General features: G+C 62.8%; 20 protein-coding genes and 1 riboswitch. Of the genes, 14 read left to right on the top strand and 6 right to left on the bottom strand.

The window, feature by feature from the left end; genetic code table 11:
- Positions 1 to 32 precede the first annotated feature (32 nt).
- The 8 genes from AB1792_01965 to mtnA all read left to right on the top strand — a co-directional run bounded on the left by AB1792_01965 (position 33) and on the right by mtnA (position 12,077).
- A complete protein-coding gene (locus AB1792_01965; GenBank protein MEW5700983.1) occupies positions 33 to 2,312 on the top strand; it encodes a M14 family zinc carboxypeptidase in 2,280 nt (759 codons plus the stop codon).
- 502 nt (positions 2,313 to 2,814) lie between these two features.
- Positions 2,815 to 5,115 (top strand): M1 family aminopeptidase, encoded by a 2,301-nt coding sequence (locus tag AB1792_01960; protein MEW5700982.1) that lies wholly within the window; start codon positions 2,815 to 2,817, stop codon positions 5,113 to 5,115.
- A gap of 496 nt (positions 5,116 to 5,611) precedes the next feature.
- Entirely contained in the window at positions 5,612 to 5,989 is a 378-nt protein-coding gene (locus AB1792_01955; protein MEW5700981.1) for a hypothetical protein, read from the top strand.
- A gap of 402 nt (positions 5,990 to 6,391) precedes the next feature.
- A complete protein-coding gene (locus tag AB1792_01950; GenBank protein MEW5700980.1) occupies positions 6,392 to 7,069 on the top strand; it encodes a succinate dehydrogenase cytochrome b subunit in 678 nt (225 codons plus the stop codon).
- Between the two features lie 3 nt (positions 7,070 to 7,072).
- Positions 7,073 to 8,986: a fumarate reductase/succinate dehydrogenase flavoprotein subunit gene (locus AB1792_01945; protein MEW5700979.1), complete on the top strand. Its 1,914-nt coding sequence runs from the start codon at positions 7,073 to 7,075 to the stop codon at positions 8,984 to 8,986.
- Entirely contained in the window at positions 8,986 to 9,759 is a 774-nt protein-coding gene (locus tag AB1792_01940) for a succinate dehydrogenase/fumarate reductase iron-sulfur subunit (GenBank protein MEW5700978.1), read from the top strand. Before AB1792_01945 ends, AB1792_01940 begins: the two co-directional genes overlap by 1 nt.
- A 116-nt stretch (positions 9,760 to 9,875) precedes the next feature.
- A complete protein-coding gene (locus AB1792_01935) occupies positions 9,876 to 11,081 on the top strand; it encodes an ATP-binding protein (protein MEW5700977.1) in 1,206 nt (401 codons plus the stop codon).
- 12 nt (positions 11,082 to 11,093) lie between these two features.
- Positions 11,094 to 12,077, top strand: coding sequence for an S-methyl-5-thioribose-1-phosphate isomerase (gene mtnA / locus AB1792_01930; protein MEW5700976.1), 984 nt, complete (start codon positions 11,094 to 11,096; stop codon positions 12,075 to 12,077).
- Positions 12,078 to 12,274: 197 nt separating this feature from the next.
- On the opposite strand, the gene AB1792_01925 is transcribed toward mtnA, so the two are convergent.
- The 4 genes from AB1792_01925 to AB1792_01910 form a co-directional block, all read right to left on the bottom strand.
- Positions 12,275 to 12,802, bottom strand: coding sequence for a CDP-alcohol phosphatidyltransferase family protein (locus AB1792_01925; GenBank protein MEW5700975.1), 528 nt, complete (start codon positions 12,800 to 12,802; stop codon positions 12,275 to 12,277).
- 52 nt (positions 12,803 to 12,854) lie between these two features.
- Positions 12,855 to 13,274, bottom strand: coding sequence for a DUF4430 domain-containing protein (locus tag AB1792_01920; GenBank protein ID MEW5700974.1), 420 nt, complete (start codon positions 13,272 to 13,274; stop codon positions 12,855 to 12,857).
- Positions 13,274 to 14,503, bottom strand: a complete 1,230-nt coding sequence (locus AB1792_01915; GenBank protein ID MEW5700973.1) for a hypothetical protein — start codon at positions 14,501 to 14,503, stop codon at positions 13,274 to 13,276. Before AB1792_01915 ends, AB1792_01920 begins: the two co-directional genes overlap by 1 nt.
- Positions 14,504 to 14,642: 139 nt before the next feature.
- The gene (locus tag AB1792_01910) at positions 14,643 to 16,919 is read right to left on the bottom strand and encodes a TonB-dependent receptor (GenBank protein MEW5700972.1); all 2,277 of its coding nucleotides are present in this window, start codon (positions 16,917 to 16,919) and stop codon (positions 14,643 to 14,645) included.
- A 195-nt stretch (positions 16,920 to 17,114) separates the two neighbouring features.
- Positions 17,115 to 17,325, bottom strand: a riboswitch (cobalamin riboswitch).
- 153 nt (positions 17,326 to 17,478) lie between these two features.
- Here AB1792_01910 and AB1792_01905 point away from each other — a divergent pair.
- Both AB1792_01905 and AB1792_01900 read left to right on the top strand, forming a co-directional pair.
- Complete coding sequence (locus tag AB1792_01905) at positions 17,479 to 18,348, top strand: HAD-IIB family hydrolase (protein MEW5700971.1); 870 nt, start codon at positions 17,479 to 17,481, stop codon at positions 18,346 to 18,348.
- A gap of 165 nt (positions 18,349 to 18,513) precedes the next feature.
- Positions 18,514 to 19,065, top strand: a complete 552-nt coding sequence (locus tag AB1792_01900) for a hypothetical protein (GenBank protein ID MEW5700970.1) — start codon at positions 18,514 to 18,516, stop codon at positions 19,063 to 19,065.
- 4 nt (positions 19,066 to 19,069) lie between these two features.
- Here the strand turns inward: AB1792_01900 and AB1792_01895 are convergent, their stop codons facing one another.
- Positions 19,070 to 19,861, bottom strand: coding sequence for a histidine kinase dimerization/phospho-acceptor domain-containing protein (locus tag AB1792_01895; protein ID MEW5700969.1), 792 nt, complete (start codon positions 19,859 to 19,861; stop codon positions 19,070 to 19,072).
- A gap of 340 nt (positions 19,862 to 20,201) precedes the next feature.
- On the opposite strand from AB1792_01895, the gene AB1792_01890 reads away from it, so the two are divergent.
- The gene (locus AB1792_01890; protein ID MEW5700968.1) at positions 20,202 to 20,654 is read left to right on the top strand and encodes a DUF2231 domain-containing protein; all 453 of its coding nucleotides are present in this window, start codon (positions 20,202 to 20,204) and stop codon (positions 20,652 to 20,654) included.
- Between the two features lie 111 nt (positions 20,655 to 20,765).
- The gene (purF, locus tag AB1792_01885; GenBank protein MEW5700967.1) at positions 20,766 to 22,199 is read left to right on the top strand and encodes an amidophosphoribosyltransferase; all 1,434 of its coding nucleotides are present in this window, start codon (positions 20,766 to 20,768) and stop codon (positions 22,197 to 22,199) included.
- Positions 22,200 to 22,519: 320 nt separating this feature from the next.
- Here the strand turns inward: purF and AB1792_01880 are convergent, their stop codons facing one another.
- Complete coding sequence (locus tag AB1792_01880; GenBank protein ID MEW5700966.1) at positions 22,520 to 22,927, bottom strand: Rrf2 family transcriptional regulator; 408 nt, start codon at positions 22,925 to 22,927, stop codon at positions 22,520 to 22,522.
- A 595-nt stretch (positions 22,928 to 23,522) separates the two neighbouring features.
- On the opposite strand from AB1792_01880, the gene AB1792_01875 reads away from it, so the two are divergent.
- Positions 23,523 to 23,918, top strand: coding sequence for a hypothetical protein (locus AB1792_01875; GenBank protein ID MEW5700965.1), 396 nt, complete (start codon positions 23,523 to 23,525; stop codon positions 23,916 to 23,918).
- A gap of 86 nt (positions 23,919 to 24,004) precedes the next feature.
- Positions 24,005 to 24,781 carry a hypothetical protein gene (locus tag AB1792_01870; protein ID MEW5700964.1) on the top strand — a complete coding sequence of 259 codons (777 nt, stop codon included), beginning with the start codon at positions 24,005 to 24,007 and terminating at the stop codon, positions 24,779 to 24,781.

Here is a 24,781-nt window from a genome sequence, read left to right as displayed (position 1 = left end):
CACCTTAAGAGAAGTTGCTTGAAGGAGGAGTGATGCGCCGTCGGGAGTTCATCCGGGGTCTTGGCATGGTTGTTTTGGTGCTGTCCGTTCTGTTGACGGTCAATCGCGCATGGAGCTTGACTGCGGCCGATGAGGCCTTTCTGAACAAGAAGATCGTTGCCCGTTGGGTGATCACCGGCAAAGGTCAGATCGCCGAGGCCTACCGCCGCAACATCGACATCCTGGAAGACCATCCCAATGCCGCCAACGGCTTCTTCCGCATCCTGGTCACGCCCGAGCAGTTGGCCGAGCTGGAGGGCGCCGGATACAAGATCGAGGTCGAGGTGGCGGATTGGTACCAGACCTACGCGGCCAAGACGGCGGTGACGATGGGCGGATTCCGCACGCTGGCGGAGGGGATCGCGGTGATGGACTCCATTCACCGACTCGATTCGGTCCTCCATTATCCCGCGATGATCACAACGGCCAAGTTCTCGATTGGCTTCTCGTACGAGGGTCGGCAAACGTGGGCGATGAAGGTCTCGGACAATCCCCATGTCGACGAGGCCGAGCCGGAGCTCCTCTTCACCGGGATGCACCACGCCCGCGAGCCGATCGGGATGGAGGTCTGCCTGGAGACAATGCGCCGCTTTGTCCTCGGGTACGGCACCGATACCCTGCGAACACGTCTGGCCAACGAGCGCGAGATCTACTTCGTTCCCTGCATGAATCCGGACGGGTATGAGTACAACCGCATTATTGCCCCGGGCGGCGGCGGCATGTGGCGGAAGAACCGCAACCTGGAATACGGAGGCAGCGGCGGTGTCGATCTGAACCGCAACTACGGCTACATGTGGGGGCTGGACAACGACGGTTCCTCGCCCAATCCGAGCAGCGAGACGTACCGCGGCCCCTCCGCCTTTTCCGAATATGAGACTCAGAACATCGCCTCGCTGGTCAACAGCCGCCAGTTCGTGATCGCCGTCAACTTCCATTCCTATTCGAATCTCTATCTGTGGCCCTGGGGCTACGCGTTGCAACACTACACGCCGGACCACGCGCTGTTTGCGGCCATCGGCGACTCGGTCGCGCGCTACAACGGCTACACACCGCAGATCAGTTCGCTGCTGTACATCGTCAACGGCGACTCCGACGACTGGATGTACAACGACACCAGTGGGCACGGCAAGATCCTCGCCTACACACCCGAGATCGGCTCGGGGGAGGATGGTTTCTGGCCCGATCCGTCGCGCATTCCCGTCCAGATCGAGGAACACATGACCTCGAATCTGGTTATCATCGACCTGGCGGCCAGCCCGGAGCGCATCTTCCCGCCGGCGGTGCCGTCGTGGATTGCACCCGGACTCGTGGGCGCGCCCGATTACACCTTGGTGTGGAAGGACCCGGGAGGGGCCAACCCGGCGGCCAGCTTCACCCTGAAGGAGGCATTCGGCACCCACCGCGTCACCGACGGCGCCGAGACCGAAGGAAACGACTGGCGTCTGACCGGGTTCTCGCGCTCGACAACATGGGCCTCATCCGGGTCATACAGCTACTGGGGCGGCACCGGCAGCAGCCGCAACTCGTACATGACCGGCAACGACTATCTTCATGTCATCAGCAACGACACGCTCCAGATGAAGCTGTGGTACGACATCGAACAGGATTTTGACTACGCCTACGTGGAGATCTCCACGGACCACGGTCAGACCTGGACACCGCTGCCGGGCAACGTGACAACGATGACCTACTACCCGCAACGGCAGCGCGGCAACGGCATCACCGGCAGTTCCGGTGGGTCCTTTGTACTCGCCAAGTTCCCGCTGACCACCTATGGCGGGCAGGATGTCCTGTTCCGGATTGCCTATGAGACCGACGACTACACGCTCGGCGACGGCATCTATGTCGATGAGTTCTATCCGCAAACGGACTACGACTCCCTGATCACGTTGTCGACCGCGACGCCGGAAACGACATTAGCGGTCACGGGCAAGACGCCGGGCGATTACTGGTATGCGCTGAGTGCCACCGACGTCGACGGCCAGACGATGGCGGCGCCGCTCCACCAGGTCGTCGTGAGCTACGTCACCTGCGACTGCCCATGCCACGGTGACCCGATGTGTGACGGGATACCGACGCTGCAGGACGTCGTGCTGACCGTGAACGTCGCTTTTCGCGGCGAAAGCGCCGTCGTCGATCCCGATTGCCCGCGGGAGCAGACAGACGTGAGCTGCGACGGAGTGACGACAATCGCGGACGTCGTGAAGGTGGTCAACGTGGCTTTCCGCGGCAGCGCGGCGGCGACAGAGTTCTGCGACCCCTGCGCACCCTGACCCGACGCAGGCCCCGGCCAAAGAAAGACGCACGAAACGCGCCTCAGGGCGCGTTTCGTTTGCGTACTATTGGCCGGGGGGGTGACGGCCCGGCATGGCCAGGTCATGCCAATGACCAGCTAACAGAGTGAAACGGAAGGTCATTATACATGAAACAGCAGGTTCCTCGCTTCGCTCGGAACGACAGTCTCCCTTCAGAAATCCCACACACCCTGTCACCCCGAGCGGAGCGAGGGGTCTGCTTTTTTCCGGCAAACCCTCAACTTCTGGGAAGGTCCGAGGACTTCTCGCCGTATGAACCGACGGAAAAGTCCCTCACCCGCTGGGACCTCCGGTCCAAGCGATCTCTCCCCTTCGACTTCGCTCAGGGCAAGCCGGAGGGAGAGGTTATCATCCCCCGCTCCCTTTCAGGAAGAGTGTGAGGATGTTGTCATTCTCAAGCCGTCTTGTTGAACGATCGAGGTGCAAAACGAATAGCGTTGGAAGGCACGTCAGTTCAGGCGTGATCTCGCTCGCGGCAGTTGCCGTCGTCACAGTGATGCATGCGCCCGCAGTTGGTCGCACGTTCACGCGGCTGGCAGGACCTGATCGGGCGATCTACGATTCCCTGTCCCGCCCGCACGCCGATCCGGCCGCGTTCTTCACGGTCGTGCCCGGTGTCGAATGGGAGACCGTGCTCGGCACCTACCGGTTTGAGTCCGGCACGCTGTCGTTTTTCACGCCGGTCGGCGGCCGTCCCAGCGGCTGCCTGTTCCGAGGCGTGGGGACGCTTCAGATCTCACCGCCCTCAGCGATGGAGCGCGATCAACTCGAACGCTATACCGGCGATTCGATCCTCACGATGTCCGTTACCGAAGTATACTTCCGGTTCTTCGATCGTGCCGTGGCCGCCGGCCTGTACCGCTGCTGCGGTGCTCCCGGCCGGGGCAAAGCTCCGCGCGACGCGGATCTTCGATCCTTCGACCACGATGCCAGGGACGACCTGGCCATCGATCTGGCGACGCGGGGATGGCAGTCGCGTCGCGACGGCGATTGGTCGACGTCGTTCCTGTATGCGGCGCCCAAGGCGCCGAACCAGCGCCGCCTGCACTTCATCTGGGACGAGGCCGCCGATGAGAGCATCAGACTCTGGCGCCGACCGCCGGGCGCGACGCCGCGCGGGTCCGCCGATCTGGTGTGCTCCTACGATCGCGCGCGCGATGCCGGCGAGACGCCCTTTCGCGTGGCCACCCTCCATGGCGGTTTCGTCGCCACACATTGTCGCGCGGAGGTCACGATTTCCCGTCCCGCTGCCGTCACCGTGGATGCGAGTCTCACTCTGTCGCTGCGGCATCCCGATGTCGCCACGCTCGGGCTGGCCATGGCCCCTGATCTGATCATCGACAGCGTCTGGGTGAACGGGTCGCCGGCCCCGTTCATCTATGACGATGCCGGCGCCTGGATCATCGTCGGCGTCCCCGCCGGTCAGCGCTTGCAGGACTCAGCCGTGGCGCGGTTCACGTATCGGAGCACGGGGCTTTTGCGCAGGTTGCCGTGGAGCGACGACTTCTACATCCGGCATACGACGCGCTGGCTGCCGTCCGGTTTGTGGTCCCACCCGGCCATGCATGATGTGACCTTTCGAGTTCCCCGGGGCTTCGATCTGGTGTCCGTCGGCGCCCTGGTGAGCGACAGCCTGGCCGGCGACTGGCACGTGACGCGCTGGCGCACCTATGAGCCGGTCAGCTTCATCTCCTTCAACTATGGCAGCTTCGAGCGCCGGACCGTTCAGGTCGACTCCGGGATCCGTCTCGACATCTACCGCAGCCGCAACCATCGTCGGGGGCTGTTCAACAGCGACATGAGCCAACGCGTTGCCGATGAGATCGTCGGCGCCGTGACGCTGTTTTCGCAACTCTTCGGACGCTACCCGTGGGACCACCTGGCGGCCACGGAGATTCCGGGCGGGCACGGCCAGGGATTCCCGCAGCTCCTGCATCTGGCCTGGTACTCCTTCGAAACCAGCCGCAAAGGGATCACCGACGCCTTCATCGCCCATGAAGTCGCCCACCAGTGGTTCGGACACCTCGTCGGCTGGCAGACCTATCATGATCAATGGCTCTCCGAGGGATTCGCCGAGTACGCCTCCGCCATGTTCGTGCAGGCCCGCCATCCGGGAGGAAAGGAATTCTCCACCATGTTGTCCCGGTGGCGTCAGCGGGTCCTGCAAACCGGGGGACATCGAGATTGGCACGCCGGTCCGCAAGTGGCCCCGATCTGGCTGGGATACCGCTGCGCATCAGAATCCTCCCCGGCGTCGTACAGCCATCTCGTGTATGCCAAGGGCGCTTATGTGCTGCACATGCTGCGGGCGATGCTCCACGACGAACGCACCGGGTCTGATGAACGCTTCATCGACATGATGCATGACTATGTGCGAACGATGTCGCATGCGAATGCCGCCACGGCCGACTTCCAGCGGGTCGTGGAAGCCCACGTCGGTCAGCCGATGCAGTGGTTCTTTGACCAGTGGGTGTACGGGGTGCAGATCCCCCGATTCGAGTACCGGTGGGACCGCGAACGGCTGCCGGACGGGCGCTACATTGTTCGGGGGCGCATCGACAAGTTCGACTGCGATTCGTCGTTTCGCTGCATCATGCCGATCACCTTCGTCACCGACTCCGGGCGGGTCACCATCCGTCAGGAGATTTCCCGGTCGACGACGATCTTCACTTCACCTCCCTTGCATCACAATGCCAAGGAGGTCCTGTTCAACGATGGACAGGCCATCCTCTGCCGCGAAAAGCTGATGGCCGGACCCTGAGGGTGGTCCAGCCCGGCACTCTGGCGGAACGGTCGGGACGATGGGCGCCACCAACCTCGAATCTTGAGTATCGCAGTTCACTATCCAACAGGTTGCTGAAAAACACAGAAAACGTGGACCGGTCCCATCATTGTCATCCTGCTGTTTTGCCCCATGAAACCAACCGCAGACTCTCGCCCGCCTTTGGCGGGCAAGCCCCGCCCAAGAGCGGCGGGGCTCAGAATGACATGGATGGTCCTTCTTCAGCATCCTGCTAATGAACCGCGCGGGGAACCAACGACGCCCCGGCGGCGTATAGCGAGGTGTGAGCGGGTGGCCCGGACTGGTGCCCCCGCGCGACCGGCCGGGAGATCGGTTCAATGACCACAGACCGGGCCCCGGTCATGCTGACGACGCCATTCAATTTGCTATTGACATCCGATCCGGCGCACCCGTAATAGCGCCCATGCGTGGAAACAGGTCCACTATGTCCCCAACACCCAACCAAGGACGTGTGATGTCACCAAGAGCAAGGAGAACCGCCGCCGCACGCCCGTCGCCGGTCCGGCGCGCACCAAGGCGCGTCGTCCGGCGCGGTCGCGGCACCCCGGGACCGAAGCAGCCCTTTTCCCTCATCCTCAATCCTGAGGAACTGAACATCCTGCGCAAGATGGCCCGCCGGGAGAACACCTCCGTGGCCAGCGTGATCCGGCACGCCCTGCACACCGTGATCTTTCGCAGCCACCCCGACCTCGCCAAGCACGCCATCGAGAAGGAAGTCGAGTCATTCCTGGACACAGTCGGAGCGCGTTTGCCGAAAGGACTGGCCAAAGGCGTCAAACGCTCCCGCCTGAGAAACCAGCTCGTGACCGGTCTGTTGGGCAAGGGCCGCTGACCGAGACATTCAAGGGTCCGGGCTTGAGCCGACGGGTGGACGTTTCCCCCGTCGGCTCCTCGTTTGTGCCGGGCTGCACCGTCTTCGGATCACCACAAGGCATGAAGCATCGCGCAAGATTTGACAAGTTCCGGAAAAAGACCTTGAACCATCCCGGCCACGGCATTTACTGGCATTCGAGTGCGCCCGCTGTCGGCATCGCCGCGGATGGTGCGTACAAGGCACGTGCCAAATGTACGAGCGCCGGTCGGTCTCGCCGCTGGTGCGTGCGTGAAGCCGTACCGGCTTGTGGATCTCGCCGGCCCCACATTGGCAACGGCAACCGGGAGCCGGGAGATTTGTGCCCCCTCCTCCGGCGTGGCCGCCGGGTCGCCGGAAACGTAGCCGCGTGGAGTATCGCGTATGTGGAAGACGTCGATCGGACTGAAACTAATCGTGGCGGTCACGGGTGTGCTGTTGTACCTGTTCGTGATCGGCCACATGATCGGTAATCTGCAAGTCTATCTCGGCCCCAATGCGCTCAACACCTACGCGGAGAAACTACGCGCCCTCCCGCCGCTGCTCTGGACGGTGCGGATTGGGTTGCTCGTCATCGCCGTCGTCCACATCACCCTGACGATCACGCTGGCCTTTCAGAATCGTGCCGCCCGCCCCATCCGTTATGTGCGCAAGGAGGCCGTGGAGGCCTCTGTGTCATCGCGCACGATGGTGTACAGCGGATTGGCGCTCCTCGGCTTTGTCGTGTATCACCTCTTGCACCTCACTTGGAAGCTGACCAATCCCCAGTACGCGTCCCTCCGCGACGCGCACGACCGGCCGGATGTCTATGCGATGGTCGTGCTGGGATTCCAGAATCCGGTCGCCTCGGTGATCTACATCGCGGCCATGATCGTGCTCGGCTTCCACTTCACCCATGCCTTTTCCAGCTTCTTCCAGACCGTCGGCTGGAGCACACCGCGCACGCGTCCGACCCTGGAGCGGGTCGCGCTGATCCTGGCGGCCATCATCGTTGTGGGGAACATCTCGATCCCCCTGTCCATCCTGCTCGGGGTGGTCCATCTGCCGACCGGAGGGATGTAGACCATGGAACTCGCAAGCCAGGTACCGTCCGGACCGCTGACCCAGAAATGGGACAAGCACATCGCCGAGCTCAAGTTGGTGAACCCGGCCAACAAACGGAAATTTCGCATCATCGTCGTGGGGTCGGGGTTGGCGGGCGCATCGGCCGCCGCCTCGTTGGCGGAACTCGGGTACAACGTCGACTGCCTTTGCTATCAAGATAGCCCGCGTCGGGCGCATTCGATCGCCGCCCAAGGCGGGATCAACGCCGCCAAGAACTACCAGAACGACGGCGACAGCGTCTTTCGCCTGTTTATGGACACGCTCAAGGGCGGCGACTTCCGCGCGCGCGAGGCGAATGTCTACCGTCTCGCCCAGGTCAGCAACAATATCATCGATCAGTGCGTGGCGCAGGGCGTGCCCTTTGCGCGCGAATATGGCGGCCAACTGGCCAACCGCTCCTTCGGCGGCGCGTTGGTGTCGCGCACGTTCTATGCGCGCGGACAGACCGGGCAGCAACTGCTGCTCGGCGCCTACTCGTCGCTGTCGCGGCAGATCGCTCTCGGCAAGGTGCGCATGTTCACGCGCACCGAGATGCTGGACCTGGTGCTGGTCGATGGCGTCGCGCGCGGCATCGTGACCCGCAATCTGGTCACCGGCGAGATCGTCTCCTTCGCGGGCGATGCCGTCGTGCTGGCCACCGGCGGATACGGCAACCTCTACTTCCTCTCGACCATGGCCGCCGGAGCGAATGTCAGCGCCGTCTACCGGGCGTACAAGCGCGGCGCCCTCTTCGCCAATCCCTGCTTCGTGCAGATTCACCCGACCTGCATCCCCGTCTCCGGCGAGCACCAATCCAAGTTGACCTTGATGTCGGAGTCGTTGCGCAACGACGGGCGCATCTGGGTCCCCAAGAAGGCCGGTGACAAGCGCGCGTCCGCCCAAATCCCCGAGGATGAGCGCGATTACTACCTCGAACGCAAGTACCCCACGTACGGGAATCTCGCCCCGCGCGACATCTCCTCGCGTGCCGCCAAGGAGGTCTGCGATGAGGGGCGCGGCGTCGGCGAGTTTGGGCGCGGCGTCTACCTCGACTTTGCCGAGTCCATCGGCCGTCTCGGTGCCGCCACGATCGCCGAGCGGTACGGCAATCTCTTTGAAATGTACGAAAAGATCACCGGCGAGGACCCCTACAAGGTGCCCATGCGCATCTATCCGGCGGTGCATTACACGATGGGCGGCCTTTGGGTCGACTACAACCTGATGAGCAACATCCCCGGGTTGCACGTGATCGGTGAGGCCAACTTCTCCGACCATGGCGCCAACCGTCTCGGCGCCAGTGCCCTCATGCAAGGACTGGCCGACGGCTACTTCATCATTCCCTACACGATCGGCCACTACCTTGCCGGCGCCAAGCCCGCCAAGGTCACGACCGACCGGCCGGAGTTCAAGGCGGCCGAAGCGGAGGTGAGAGAGCGCTTGAAACGTCTGCTCTCTCTCCGGGGCAAACGAACGGTCACGTCGTTCCATCGCGAACTCGGTCACATCATGTGGGAGTACTGCGGGATGGGGCGCAACGACGCCGGTCTGAAGCAGGCGCTGGAGAAGATACCCCCACTGCGAGAGGAGTTCTGGAGGAACGCCATCGTCCCCGGCGTCAATGAGGATCTCAACACGGCGTTGGAGAAAGCCGGGCGCGTCGCCGATTATCTCGAATTCGCCGAGCTTCTCTGCCATGACGCGTTGACGCGCACCGAGTCGTGCGGCTCGCATTTCCGTGAGGAAAGCCAGACGCCCGAGGGCGAGGCGCAACGTGATGATGAGCACTTCAGCCACGTGAGCCGCTGGGAGTTTACCGGCGTAGGCCAAAGGCCCAATCTGCATCCGGAACCGTTGGTCTTCGAGACGGTCCAGCCGGCCGTGAGGAGCTACAAGTAATGAACCTGACACTCCGTGTGTGGCGGCAAAAAAGCCCCCGCGAGGCGGGGCGGTTGGTCACCTATCAGGCGCGGGACATCATCCCCGACATGTCGTTTCTGGAGATGCTCGACGTCGTCAACGAGGGTCTAATCCTCAAGGGCGAAGATCCGATCGCCTTCGATCACGATTGCCGCGAGGGGATCTGCGGCATGTGTTCGCTGGTGATCAATGGTGTGCCGCATGGCCATCAGAGCGGCACGACGGTCTGCCAGTTGCACATGCGCCACTTCCACGACGGGCAGACGATCACGATCGAGCCCTGGCGTGCCCGGCCGTTTCCGGTGTTGAAGGACCTGATCATCGACCGCAGTGCCTTCGATCGCATCATCCAGGCGGGCGGGTTCACCTCGGTCAATGCCGGCGGCGCGCCGGATGCCAATGCGATCCCGATCCCCAAAGAAGAGGCGGAGCTGGCGATGGATGCCGCCGCCTGCATCGGTTGCGGCGCCTGTGTCGCCGCCTGCAAGAACGCTTCGGCGATGCTCTTTGTCGGCGCCAAGGTCTCGCAGTTCCTGCACCTGCCGCAGGGGCATCCGGAACGGGAGGCGCGTGTCCGCAACATGGTCGCCGCGATGGACCGCGAGGGATTCGGCAACTGTACCAATACCTACGAGTGCGAGGCGGTCTGTCCGAAGAATATCAGCGTCCGCGTCATCGCCGAGTTGAATCGCGAATTGCGCCGGGCCGCATTCCGCCCGCCGCCGGCCAAGCGCGCGGTCGGCGCGGGATGAGAAGCGTTCCCACGACTCCAAGCTGCAGCCACTTAATCGAATAGCGCCCCTCCAATCCAGCAGTAGCCGAGGTTTTTGCTTTACACGGGCGGCAGCTATCACTTGATTGACCGCCGATGACCGGTGTCGAGTCACCCTTTTCTCCGGGCAAGCCTGTGGCCTCGGACCTTTTCGTCGGTCGCGAGGTGGAGATCGCCGAGATTGGCCGGTTTTTGCGCCAGTCTGCGCAGGGCCGCAATGAGAACGTGTTCATCGGTGGGGAACGGGGGTTCGGGAAATCTTCGCTCGCTCTCTTGTGCACCGGATATGCACAGAATGAACTTGGGTTCTCCGCTGCCTACTGCCAGTTGACGGCGGCATCGTCCGCCGACGAGGCATGCACGCTCATTGCCCAGAAGCTCCTGGCGCAGATGCCGAAGTCCCTGGCAGAGCGTGCAAGAGGCGTCTTCGAAAGATACATAGAATCGGTTTCGCTGGGTCTCCCGGGCACGGGTGTGCAGGTTAGGTTTCGTGCGGACGCAACTCTGCGCAACGATCTGAAACTCTCGTTCCCGGAATTGATTCGCGAGTCCTACGCGAGACTACAACCCGAGGTTCGAGGTCTAATGGTCGTGCTCGACGACCTCAATGGTGTTGCTCGTGACTTTGGATTCGCCAACTTTCTAAAAGGTTGGGTGGATGGCATGGTCACCAGCGGCCTCCCCGCCATGCCCCTGATGATCGTCCTGGTCGGAACACAGGAGAAGATGCAGGAATTGTCCACCAATCAGCCATCGGTCGGTCGTATCTTCCGGCCGATCATCTTGGGGCGTGTCGCCGATTCTGTCGTTGACTCGTTTTTCGAGCGCGCCTTCGCATCGGTCAACGTGACCGTGACTCCGGAGGCATCCGCTGTATTGCGCTATTTCTCCGGAGGTGTCCCCTCTGTAATGCATGAGATTGGCGACGCAACCTTCTGGATCAATCGCGACACGGTGGTCGACGAAGACGACGCTTTCGCCGGGGTCTGGAAGGCCGCTGAGGTGGTCGGTCTGAAGTATGTCGAGCCGCAGGTGGTCAAGCGAATCCGTAGCAAGTCCTATCGCGAGATCATTCGGAAGATCGCGGAATTCCCAGGAGGACCTTTCCGGCGGCAGAACCTCCTCAGAGCCGCGTCTGATGAAGACAGGACGCGGGTGGACAACCTGTTGCGCAAGTTGGAAGAGCTTGGTGTCATCAGGAAAACCGACAAGTCCGGCGAGTACGAGTTCATCCATACTCTGCACAAGTTATACTTCCGACTTCTCTCGGGACATTACCCCAGTCCCAAGACTCGGCATTAGACCCCGCACCCTATGCGTTTTCGGACATTGGCTTGGGCAGATGGCGCCCTGCACCTCCTCGACCAGCGGCGGCTGCCGGGGCGCGTTGACACGGTCGTCTGCCGCACAGCGGAGGATGTTGCCGGGGCGATCCGCAATCTGACCGTGCGCGGCGCACCGGCCATCGGTGTCGCCGCCGCCTATGGAATGGTCCTCGCCACGGACCGTGACTCCGCCGCACGACTGTTGACATCAGCGCGTCCGACCGCAGTGAACCTCGGCTGGGCGGTTGCGCGCATGAGGTCTGTCGTGGAACAAAACTGCGGCGCGAATCCGACGCGATTGCGTGAGGTTCTGGAAACGGAAGCAATCGCCATCCACGAGGAAGACATCGCGATGTGCAAACGCATCGGCGAGAACGGCGCCACGCTGTTGGCCGATGGCATGACCGTCTTGACACACTGCAACGCCGGGGCGTTGGCGACAACGGGCATCGGGACCGCGCTCGGCGTGATCTACACGGCGCGCGATCAGGGGAAGCGGCTGCGGGTCTATGCCGATGAGACGCGTCCGATTCTGCAAGGGGCGCGTCTGACAATGTGGGAGTTGATGCAAGAGGGGATCGACGCGACGTTGATCACCGACAACACCGCCGCGTCGCTCTTTTCCGCTTCACGGATCGATGCGGTTATCGTCGGCGCCGACCGCATCGCGCGCAATGGCGATGTCGCCAACAAGATCGGCACATACAACGTTGCGGTGCTGGCGGCGCATCATGGCGTCCCCTTCCATGTTGCCGCGCCGCGCACGACCTTTGACGACGACATCGCCACGGGGCGCGACATTCCAATCGAAGAACGCTCCGCCGATGAGGTCACCGACATCGGCGACACACGTATCGCACCCCCAGGTGCCAAGGTCTTCTCCCCCGCCTTCGATGTCACGCCGAATGCGCTGATCACGGCGATCATCTCCGACACGGGGATTCACCCCGGCGGACGGACAAGGAGAATGTGATGTAGGGTGGGTGCTTTGTACCCACCGCAGGGGTCTCGGGACACGGTGGGTGCGGAGCACCCACCCTACGATTTGCCATCGATGTTACCTTGTAGGGGCGACCCGTTGGGTCGCCCACCCCCTGCGAGGGCAAGAGGGCGAGGCAGTGCCTCGCCCCTACAAACGGGTCGATTTGAGATCAACCCCTACAGCATTTCTCATCGACGACGGAGATAGTCGATCCCAGCGATGAGATACAGCGCCACCGTGGGCCAGACAATGACATGAGCTATGGCCGACGTATCGAAGGCATAGAGCAACAGCAGAACTCCCCACAGAAAGGCGGCGTAGCGGCCGAGATTTGCCGAGATCGGCATGACTCCTGTGCGGCGATAGCGCACCCACCCGCCGACGACCAGAACCAAGTCGCGGCCGGTTCCCAGAAGAAACGCGGCGAGTGGGAAACCACGATGCATCACACAGAACAAACCGATCACCAATCCCGCGAGTTTGTCGCCGACCGGATCGATCACCTTCCCCCAGAGCGACACCTGCCCCCATCGGCGCGCCAGATAGCCATCGAGAACATCGGAGAGAATACCGTAGGCGATGAGCGCCGCGCCCCACCAGCGTCGTGATGGGTCGGGGGAGTCCATGACCCACCACCACACCGGCAGCAGGATCACCCGGGACAGTGAGAGCAGATTGGGGACGGTCCAAAGTGACGTGGTGCCGGCCGAAGACATGCCGGAATATCCCGGTGACCGCTGGCCGCGTCAAGAAGACAGCCGCGTTGTGTCATCGCTCATCGAATAAGAACCGCACGGTGTCGCCCGCACCGATCCGATGTTTGTCCGCCGACTCCGGGATCATGGCACCGTTGACGCTGTATAGCCAGAAACCACCGTCGCCGTTGCGACGGTACCCGATCTGGTCAACCAAGACACCGAATGGGTATGTCTTGGTGCGCACAATCGTGCTGTCGGAGCGGGCCATCTGCATCAGGAGATCGAGAACCGCGATGGAATCGCGGCCGGGACAGGCGAACGTATCGGCTGAGTCCGGGCTGTAGGCGATGATCAATGCCCGAGAATCCTGCGCGCCATGCCCTGGACGCGGTCGGCTGCCATTCTGACCGCACCCGGCCGACAGGAGCACCGCGCCCACGGCGACCCAACACACCAGTGCCCGACGCTGATGAAAGTTGCCCAACGTCATCAGTCACACCCCCAATAGAGACCGGAGCCGCCGCGGAAGACGACATTGATCAACAGCACGACATCCTGTATCGAGTACTGGCAGTCGGCATTGACATCCGCGGCGCCCAATCGCTGCGGAAATGAGCTGCTGCGGAAGACAAAGTCGATCAGGCCGACGACGTCTTGCACAGACAGCACGCCATCCTCATTGAAATCCCCGGGCAGGCGGTTGGTGACATAGGCGGCATGAACAGGGCCGTCGCCGACCTGCCAGCGACGCGCGATGCCGCCATGCAGATCGTGCTCCACCAGTGAGTCGCCGGAGAAACAGATGGCATGCACTCCCCCTTCCAGGCGCGGCAAGACTGTCATGGCACCGCGCGCCGTGTGCCACGGATTGGCGGAGCCATTCAACAGTAGGTGTGAGATGGCCTGATAGCGATACACTTCGCCGGAATCGACCCAGCCACCGGCGGCGACATAGGCAATGGCGTCGGAGCCAATCGCCAGATCGCCCGGCGATCCCCCCAGCAGGAGTGAATCGACGACCGACATTGATGCCGGGTCGAGGAAGTACACGATGCCGAAACGGTCGAAGTAGTTCCCCGTGCACAAGACATGGATCGTACCATCGGGCGACGCCGCCAGCGCCTGGGGATTGGTCCCGACCGGAATCGTCGCCATGGTTGCACCATCGGCGATGTTCAGCACCGACACGGTCCCGGGATCATACAGATACGTGCCGAAATCGAACCCCGTGTTGGCCACCCAGAGCTGTGGCCCGACGGCCAACAGCCCCTGCGGGCTCTTGCCGACGTCGCGACGGCGGAGAATCTGCCCCGTGCTTTGGTTGACGAAGGCGATCTTATCGGCGATCAACAGCGAGACGGCGCACAGTGTGTCATCGACATAGGCGACATCCCAGGGATTCTCGCCGTCGATGAAGTTTACGTCGCGCAGCGTGGCGAGCGTCTCTGGATCGATGACCCACAGATCATCGGAGGTCGAATTCACCAGCAGGAGCCGGCCGCCGCCATAACGGATACGGTTGGGTGCCAATCCGAGCGGCTTCACATCGTTGACGACGGTCCCGGCGGCACGGTCGACCAGAGTCAGTGTTTCCGCCAGACCGTTGATCACGATGAGCCGGTCGGTGTCGACGACTGCGGCAGCGGCTGCGCCCACGGGAATCACCATCGCCAGCAGCAGAATGGACGTTGCGTGGCATACGAGTTGGAACCGAGTCATCTGCATCCCCTTCCCCTTCCTATCACACATTCGTTCCGGGAGGGCGATCCGCCGCGGCGGACCGCCGAGCCGTCTTTTCATGCGAAGTGACTCGGCTCCGCAGGAGCGTCGCCCTCCCGATCCTTGTTTAGTTGTTGCGTCATAGGCCGACTGTGATCGCTCCCGACAGCGCCCGTCCCGGCGAGGGATAGCGTTCGATCAGTTCGATATGCTCGTTGGTCAGGTTCTCGCCGCTGAGCGAGACTGTCAACCGCGGCGCCCGGCGACGGCAGACGACGGTCACGGACGCATCGAATGCACGGTAGGGTGCGATCGTCTTCGTGTTGGCGCGTCGTGTGTAGCGCAGCGACACCCACCGCCCGAGCACGGTGGCGCCGAATCGTCGCCATTCCCCGGAGAGGCGAAACTGATGTATGTGTCGCGGCGTGAACACCAGCGTGCGCCCGTCGGTGTTCGGTTCGCCGCTGGCGTCATTGGCGCCGGTGAACACGTGGGTATAGTCGAGCGTCAGAGAGACCAGGCGCTCGCAGGGCACAACCGCGATGTGATCCTCCCGGCCGACCACAGACGCCGCGCGCAGATTCCGGGGTGTGTAGCGCCCGGCGAAGTCGCGATCCCAGACGATGATGTCGGTCACGTCGCGTTCGAAGTACCGTGTCTCGGCCACGACGCGCCGCGGAAACCAGCCAACGGCGATGTCCCATTCCGAAGCGCGCTCGGGACGCAGGTCGGGGTTGCCGACGGCGTAGGCATCGGCCTTCCAGAACAACGACGTCAACTCGGGGCGGCGGAATGATCGTCCCCAACCACCGTGCCACACGATCGCGCCGGGGCCCGACCAAGACAGATCGGCGCGCGGCGAGAGGATGCTCTGCCCGCCGGTCTCGATGTCCCACGCCCAAGTGACACGAGCAGTCCCTGATCCTATAGGTAGACTTCCCGAGTGCGCCACCTGTCCCCGGACCGCATGCTCCATGCGCTGTCGGACTCCGAACGACTGCGCCGGACGCAGATGATCGATCCCTTCCAGACGCCGGCTGCGCATTTCCACCGTGAGCCCGCCGGACAGCGACCGGCCATGAAGGACGAGATCGGCCTTCCCGCCCCATGTTTCCTCGTTCGACTCGGCATCGGCCTTGTAGAGCTGCGGCGAACGATAGTGTTCGCGGCCGTTTTCGTACCAAATCGCGGCGGCCGCCTGCATTGCCTCCGGCATTTCCGCCTGCCAGCGCACCTGGCAACGAAACCGGTCATTGTCATTGGTGGCATCCGGCGTCCTCTGCTCCAGAGGACCGGGAACGCCGTTGGTCGACCGATAGACGAATGCCAGCGCCTCGATGTGGCGCGGCAGATTGTCGAAGCGCGTGAACACACGCAGGCCGTGACTGGCGACGCCGGTACGGATCGCGTTGGTGTCGCCGGAGGGATACGAGAAACGGGGGCCATGCCGGAACCCATCGAGGGTGAAGCGCGCCTCGCCGCCTCCCAAGAGCAACCGTTGGGACGTTCCGGCTTCGTAATGATCGAATGCACCACCAAAGGCATGCAGCTCGGTCGGAGGCGCCGCCGCAGGGTCATCTGTGGACGTGATCAGGTTGACGACACCGCCAACCGCCGCATTGCCCGCAATCGCCGACTGAGACCCGGGATGGACTTCAATGGCGCGGATCGCCGCAGGGGGGATCGCCGCCAGATCCACTGAGCCATCTCCCCCACCGGACAACGGCACACCATCCAACAGCACTGCCACTCGTTCGGCGGGCTCGCCTCCGACAGAGACACGAACCCCGCCGGGTGTCTCCGACGAACCATAGACACGAACCCCCGGTACGCGTGCCAGCGCCTGCTCAATCGTCTGAGATGGTGACTGTGGTGTCGATGACAATTCGATGCGCCGCACCGCGAAGCGATCGGGCGCCTGACCGGTCGCCTGCTGCCCCGGCAGCACCACCGGTGCGGGAATCAAACTGATGTGCAGCGTCTGCTCGAATCCTTCGCGTACTGCAACCGACGCCAGGTGCCGTGGCTGGAACCCGACGCGCGTGACCATGACCGACCACTCTCCCGGGGGGATGGAACGCATCGAGAAACGACCCCCGGCGTCGGTGATGCTCGCCCAGGCAGTGCCATCCACCGTCAGGACGGCACCTTCAAGCGGAGAACCGGAGGCACGATCGTAGACAGTGCCGCTGATGGCGCGTTCCGACTCGGCCCGTGCTGTCGCAGGGGCAGTAACGACGAAAGCGACGAACAGGAAGAACGCGCGACGACCGACCCTTCCCCCGATCCCGTCACTGAAAGGGAGGGCGAAGCTCCTGCTGAGCCGGGATTGTGGCGAGTGATCGGGGACGGCTCGGCGGTCCGCCGCGGCGGATCGCGCTCCCCAACGCGGCAGGTATTCGCAGACACTGGACATGGCCGGCTCTCCCTCGGAGCGGTGCTGAACCGATGTCTGCGGGGAAGGAACGGGACCGGACAAAGCAGATCGCCCGGCCACGCGGTGGTCGGGCGACAGTCAGGGACTCAGCCGCGATGCGACGTCCCGCCCCGATCCTTCCCGCGAAGGCATCGAAACTCTGGCCACGGACTCATTCGGCTTCAGCCGAATCGAGATCTGTGGCAGACGTCCGTGCCGGTCTTCTGACTTTGCGGCTTCGGGCCTCGGGTGACACCTTCCCGGGACTACCGTCCCAGTGGTTAGCCGCGACTTTCGCACGCGGCGTCACCGTCGTAGCCGCTTACAGCAGCGGGGCTGTGGCGGATTCTCACCGCCTTCCCGGTCGATCCGCAGATCACCGGACGCCGAATCACATATAGGGATGCCGCCTTGATCTGTCAAGTCCGATTGCATACGACCGTATCGCTCCGGGCGCCAAAGGTGCCGCGCCAGGAACGTTTTTCCGTTGCCGGATGCCGAGGCGGACGGTATTTTGCATGTTTCGAACTCTGGCGGAGAAACGTCAAAGCCCTATTCCATGCCCACGGCAGCTACAAAGAAGCGCGCGGCCAAGCCGACCAAGCCGGGTTTGGTGGTCTTCACCGACCTGGACGGCACGCTGTTGGATTTTCACACCTACTCGCATGCGGTCGCGACCGCCGCTTTGCGGGAACTCAAACGTCTGAATGTCCCTCTCGTCATCGTCTCATCGAAGACGCGGGCGGAGATTCTCCCCTTGCACAAGGCATTGAGTCTGGAGACACCGTTCATTGCGGAGAACGGCGCCGCCATCTTCTGGCCCAAGGCGGCGGCACCGATCAAGCCGAGAGGCGCCAGGGAGCGTGACGGGTTGTGGGTGCGTGAGTTCGGCGTACCGTATGCGTCCGTGCGCAAGCGGTTGATCGCCTACCGTGAGCAGAGTGGGGTGAAATGCGAGGGGTTCGGCGACTGGACTCCGGAGGTAATCGCCCAATACGCCGAGATACCGATCCACCTGGCGCCGCTGGCGAAGAAACGCGAGTACGAAGAGCCGTTCCTGTTCCGCCCGGCCCTGTCCGAGAGCACAACCCAGAATCATCTCAGAGAACTGGCCGCCGACGGGCTCACCGTGATCACCGGTGGCCGCTTCTACCACCTCACCGGCAAGACCGACAAGGGACATGCCGTCGCCGAGTTGATCCGCTGGTATGCGACCTCTCTGAAGATCAAGCCGCGTACACTGGCCTTCGGCGATTCCCCCAACGATTGGGCGATGATGGCGGCCTGCGACATCGGCATCGCCGTCAAACGCCCCGACGGCAAGTACCATCCCGGCCTGCGCGCCCACCGAGGGATCCGTCTCGCCGGCGCCCCCGGACCCGAGGGGTTCAACCGGATGGTGCTGCGCCTTCTGAAGCAGATGCTGTAGACAAGCTGGTGGGCGCAGCCCGGCCCTGCTCCGTAGGGTGGGCTCCGCCCACCATCATACCTACAGAAGACCGGTGCCCTGGCTTGTAACCTGCGGGTCGCACGCGCGTATTATTGAGAAACAGAACCACCCCTGCATCGGCGGGCTTACGAAGGAGGACACCCAATGCGCAGACTCGGAGTCCTGACAGCGCTTCTGCTCTTGAGTGCAGGTTCAATGTCACACGCCACCGGACCGACCGACGTCGAGGAGAAGCTCCGCACCTGGCAGAAGGGTGTGTGGCTGAATCCGGGCGGGACATACACAGTCTGGACCGACACGCATTACTTCGTCGTTCAGGGACAACGCGACGGCGACAGCGCCAATGTCTACTGCGGCGCCTCGCAGGTGGCATTCACCGACAAGGGCATCGCCCGCAAACAACTGGTCCGCGTTCGCAAGTCACCGAACCAAAGCTGGTACATCAGCACGACGCCGGAGGACTTCGACACGCTGGGGATGGAGCGACCCCTGGCATTCGATGAGTCGAAGTTCAAACCGGGGACATGCATCATCGAGAAGGGGATCATCTATGACGCGGTCGACGAAGTGACGCCGGATTACATCCTTTTGTCCACCTGCGGCGGCGACCGGATCAAGCTCTATCGCGAGGGGATCATGGAGTATCTGCCGTCCGGCGGCGGGGCCTTTCGCTCGATCAAGATTGAGAAGTGGTAATGGCTCAGGATGGCTCATCGCCCTTGGGGGAGCCGTCGATGTCGAGCATGCGTGTCCCGCCGGGATAGGGAACGGTCTTCACTTCGGTGATCCGCACCAGTCCCTGCGTGACGTCACGGATTCGTTCGGCGGCCTCATGGACCTTTCCCAGCTTGGCAACGACATCGGCCTCCAGTGGCGGGGCCTTGCGCAGCAGCAATTCGATATTCCCCAGAACGGCCATGAGCGGGTTGTTGATCTCGTGGTTGAGCGCCGTGCCGACCTCGCGCACGGTTTGTACCCGCGCCTGTTCCTCGCGGGCTGATCGATCCGCCGGCACCTCTCCCCATGTCGGGCCGGTCCGTCCGATCAAAACGATCATCGCGGCCAGACTGCCGACAAACTCTTCCTCGCGGGCGAGGTTGCGCTCGCCGCGCGCCAGGCCGGTGATGGCGCCGATCACGGCATCCCGCGAGCGCAGTGGGTATGAAAACAGACCGGCCGGACCATCGAGATCCAAGGTCATGAAGAGCGACTTGACACCCCAGTTGCTCCGCAACGGCGACAGCAGAGTCCGCTCCAGTTCCGCGACCCGCCGCCGCGCATCAGCGTCACCGGCGCCGGCTTCCGCCACATCGACCTGATCCGGCTTGGCAGCGAATATCCGCACCGCCCCCGCAAGCAGCCCCACCGCTTCGACTGCCTCGGCGACGGCCATTTCCAGCAACTGCCGCGGATCATCACCGCGTGCGGCGGCGACCGCCAGTCGCCCCAGCGCCTGAAACCGCTGCTCTGCCGTCTGCTTCTCCGGGTTCACGCCAAGGGCTCACGAATCTGATCACTGGGAGACCGCAACTTCCTCACCGGTCAACGAAGCGCAAACCCAATGCCGCCAAGCAGGTCTCCGGCCGGTCGCTGCTGGTGACCCAGTCCCTTTGACCGTGATTGAAGGCGTCAGATCGGGGCGCGATACACCAGCCATAACAGATTGTCCACCAAACAATTGTCGTCGCAAGTGGAAGTCCTGCATCAGGCGGTGTCGGGACGCCTCCGGCCACGGGCCAGACGAACCGCGTAGGTGTGAATCGATCTTCACATTTCGAGCAATGGCATAGGCACCGGGAGGCGTACCAAGATACCTTTCGGGAGTCAATCACATGTCCGCGCCTCTCCACCCAATGCTCGTACACTTCCCGATCGCACTGGTACTGCTCGTCGCCGCATTGGATGGGGGGCGTTGGTTCTTCGATCGTGACCGGCTGCTTGGTTGCGGATTTTGGGATGGGACGACACCGATCTTGATCGCGGCAATGGTGGCGGCGATGGCGGCCATTGCCAGTGGCCTGGCGGTCGAGAGCTCAGTACACGCCGCGCCGCGTGTCATGGAGTTGATCGAGGCTCACGAGTTGGCGGCATTTGGTACGGCCGGCCTGGTTTCCATTCTGGCGTTGTGGCGGATGGCTCTACGTGGTGGCTTCCCCCGAAAGGGACGTTGGGCCTATCTCGTGTTGATCACTGCGGCCGTACTCTGCGTCGCCTACGGTGCATACCTCGGCGGCGAAATGGCCTTTGCGAATCGCATGGGTGTGATGGATTCCGGTTCGCAATGACAGTTCGCTCCGTCAAGATAAAAGGAAGTGACCGTCCGCCCCTTGACAGCGGCAGCGATTGCAGCTTAAATGGCGGCTTCTCCGGGACCTCTCCGAGGCCCGGTGAGATTCATGATCGCAGAAACTGAAGGTCCCACCCGCCCCGACGTCCCTCGAGACGACAAGCCGGCCTGCGAATGCGGCGTGTTCGGCATCTACGGAACGCGCAATGCCGCCGAATTGACCTATTTCGGCCTGTACGCTTTGCAGCACCGCGGCCAGGAATCGGCGGGGATCGCGGTCTCCAACGGTGAGCGGATCGTCGCGCACAAGGGCATGGGAGAGATCGCCGAGGTCTTTCCCGATCGCGACGTGATGCAGACTCTGGCGGGACATGCCGCCATCGGCCACAATCGCTACTCCACCACCGGATCGTCCTCTCTGGGAAACGCGCAGCCGCTGTTGATGAAGTTTCGCTACCGCCAGATGGCGGCGGCGCACAACGGCAACATCACCAATGCCGGCGAGCTGAAGACCTACCTGGAACAGGGCGGGGCGATCTTCCAATCGTCGTCCGACTCGGAGCTGGTGCTTCATCTGTACGCTCGTTCCCGGAAGCGCGGCACCGCGGCCAAGCTCGCGGAGGCGCTCTCGCGCTTTGTCGGTGCCTATTGTTTTGTCATTCTCACCGAGGAAGAGCTGATCGCCGCCCGTGACCCTCTCGGATTCAGGCCCCTCTCCCTCGGTAAGTACAACGGCGCCTGGGTCGTGGCCTCGGAGACCTGCGCGTTCGACATCATCGGCGCCCGTTACGTGCGCGACATCGCTCCCGGCGAAGTGTTGGCGATCTCGCGTCACGGGCTGCGCTCGTCGTTTCTACCAAGGACCGACAAACGGGCCTTCTGCATCTTCGAGCACATCTATTTCGCCCGTCCCGACTCGATGATCTTCACGGAAAACGTCGACAAGGTGCGTCGCCGCCTCGGACGGCAACTGGCGCGCGAGCACCCCGCCGAGGCCGACATCGTGATCTCCGTCCCCGATTCCTCGAACACGGCGGCGCTCGGCTACGCCGAAGAGTCCGGACTGAAGCTGGAAGTGGGACTGATCCGGAACCACTACGTCGGGCGGACCTTCATCCTGCCGGACCAGAAACTGCGCGACCTCGACGTGAAGATCAAGTTCAACCCGGTCCGCGGCGTGCTGCGCGGCAAACGTGTCGTGATCGTCGACGATTCCATCGTGCGCGGCACCACCGCGCGCAAGTTGGTGCGCATGATCCGTGCCGCCGGGGCACGCGAAGTCCACTTTCGCATCGCCTCGCCGCCGATCATCTCCCCCTGCTTTTATGGCATCGACATGCCCACCAAGGGAGAGTTGATCGCATCGCAACGCTCGGTCGATGCCATCCGCCGACACCTGGGCGTCGACTCGCTCGGCTACCTGTCGCTGAAGGGCATGCTGTCGCTCTCGACCCACCCCGCCAACTCGTTCTGCACCGCCTGCTTCTCCGGTCGGTACCCCACCCGCATCAACCGCCGCTCGGGCAAACTGGCATTGGGCTGAGGTCAGTCGGGCAGGCACGCAGGCCTGCCCCAGCGAATCCGAGAACGCACATAGGGGCGGCCCTATGTGGCCGCCCGTCTTGACCAGCCCCGACGGGGGGAAAGACCGTAGCCCACGGCGTCAGCTGTGGGGAGCAATGGGGCAGGCACACAGGCCTACCCTTGCGCGACACCGTCTGGAATCAAGAATCGCAGGGGCGCGGTCGCCGCACCCTACACGAACCCCGCACGCGAATCAGAAAGAATCGGGGCGGGGAAACCCCGCCCCTTGAGAATCCGAGAACGCACGTAGGGGCGGCCCTACGTGGCCGCCCGTCTCGCCTAACGATACCTGTCCGACAACTCCTGCAGAGTCTGCTTGTTGTAGTAGGAGAACATGTGCCGGCGCCCCTCGAGGATGAGGTCGCGAATGGCACAGTCCCCCTTCTTCACGCAGGGCTGACCGTCATTGACGCACTTGACGGGGTCGGTGTCGCCCTGAATCGCCTGCAGGATTTCACCGATCGAGATGCGGCGCGGCAGCTTGTTCAGAGAGAACCCGCCGCGAACGCCGCGATGCGAGCGCAGAATCCCCGCCTTCGTCAGGTTCTGGAATATCTTGGCGAGGAACTTGTCGGGAACCTGCTGTGAGTCGGAGATCTCGGACAGCGAAATCACCGCCCCGCGTGGTTGCTTGGCCAGGTACACCGCCCCAAACAGTCCGTATTCTTCCGCCTTGGTGAATTGCATGGACCGCCCCTTTCACTGCCGGCTATGAAGTCTGTCTCATCCTTTCCGTCAACGCACACAACGCGCATCGGGAGACCGTGCGCGCGGGTTGCCGCTTGCACGAAAATGATACGGTTTTCACAAGCTGAGACAACAACAAAATGCTCCGCTTTTGTCATCATGTCCCGGCGACAGACCACCGACAAGGGATGAATTCGGCATCGGCTCTGGCTGGGACGGCTGATGAGGTCATTCCCCTGTTTGCTTGCCCGCGGCTCGGCCTGCGGGGGAGTTCAGAACCACTCAGGATGCCTATCGGCGGTCGCCGGTGCTTCGAGTGCAGCATGAGTCGACCGGTCGCTCTTATTGTTCGACAACACCTTAGGGCTACCCCCCACACGCTGAGTTGACCATCCGCATCTGTGGGATCACTCCCACACTGAGGTCTGGCGCGACCACAGGAACAACCGGCCAAAGTCCCACACCACCGCATGGGTCAGGGGCGTGCGATCGGTCTAAGGCACGGCCTGACAATGGAATATCGCCCTTCCGCGGCATCCGGCCGTCTTCGGCACCGATTTTACTCCCCCTTGATGCGCGAGACAGTGAGGACTCTATGCTGAAGACGAGGAATCGACCGAGAATCTATCGACGATTGCTGAGGTCAGGGGAATCGGGGATTACGCTGATCGAGGCGATGGCCGGCATGCTGATGTTGTCGATGGGGATTCTCACCCTTCTGCCCCTCGCCACGATCTCCATCCAAGCCAATGAACTGGCTCAGAATTCCGGAGACGCGACGATTGCCTTGCAGAACGAAATCGAGCACTTGCGGACGGACACGCTGATCACACCCGGCTCCCGTTATGACGAGGAAACGGGAATGTACACCCAGTGGTGGGTTGAGACCGATCCGAACGGGCTACAGCGCGTCTACGTTGAAGTGACTTGGAACAGCGAAACGGGCGTGCTGCGTCGTCAGCGCGCAATCACCTACCTCTACCGGAACTGACGGGGAGCGGCAGCATGTCAATACTGAAGCGTTGGACAAGATCGGTTCACTCCCGGTGCCGGAGCTGGGCCGGGGCGCAGGCGGGCATGACCATACTGGAGCTGCTGGCGGCGGTCCTGATCGGACTGTTCACCGTGGCCGCAGCGATGGACGCCTACCTGACCTTGCATACCCAGTCGGTCATGCAGGATGAGATCAACGAGATGCAGCAGTCGGGGCGGGCGGCGATGCGCGTGCTTTCGGAGCATCTGCGGATGGCGGGGTTCGGTCTGCCGGCGACTCTCGATCCGCTGGCGGGAGTGGACTCCAACCCGGATACGATCACGGTCACGAACCTCGATGCGACCGGATGCGAAGCGAGCACCTCGGCATCGATGGCATCCGTGTCGGACAATCTGGTCTGCAGCGGCGCGGACCTGAGTTGCTTTTCTCCCGGCATGCGTGTCTACGTGTTCGACGCCGTCAATGGCGTGGGTGAGTTTTTCACCGTGTCCACCATCGAGAGCGCCCCCCCCGCATTGACCCACACCGCCGCCCTGTCGCGCACCTATCCGAGCGGGTCACGGGTCTCGCGTATCCTCCAGATGTCGTACTACCTGGACCGTGCCGACACGCTCCATCCGATGCTGGTCCGCCATCCGGTCGGCGGCGCGCCCGAGCCGTACGCCGAGAACATCGAGGACTTGCAGTTCGACTATATCATGCAGGATGGCGACACGCTCGCCACGCCGGTCACCCCGACACTGGTTCGCAATGTCCTGGTGCGCATCATGGCCCGTACGAACCGGGTCGACCAGATCATGGATCAGGCGTACCGTCGGCGGCAATACGGCTTTGTCGTCAGCGTTCGCAATCAGGAGTAA

Source organism: Candidatus Zixiibacteriota bacterium, assembly GCA_040752595.1.
In the GTDB taxonomy this organism is placed as follows: Bacteria; Zixibacteria; MSB-5A5; order WJJR01; family WJJR01; genus JACQFV01.
The sequence above is the reverse complement of the archived record's forward strand: the minus strand, read 5'-3'. Positions and strand labels throughout refer to the sequence as shown.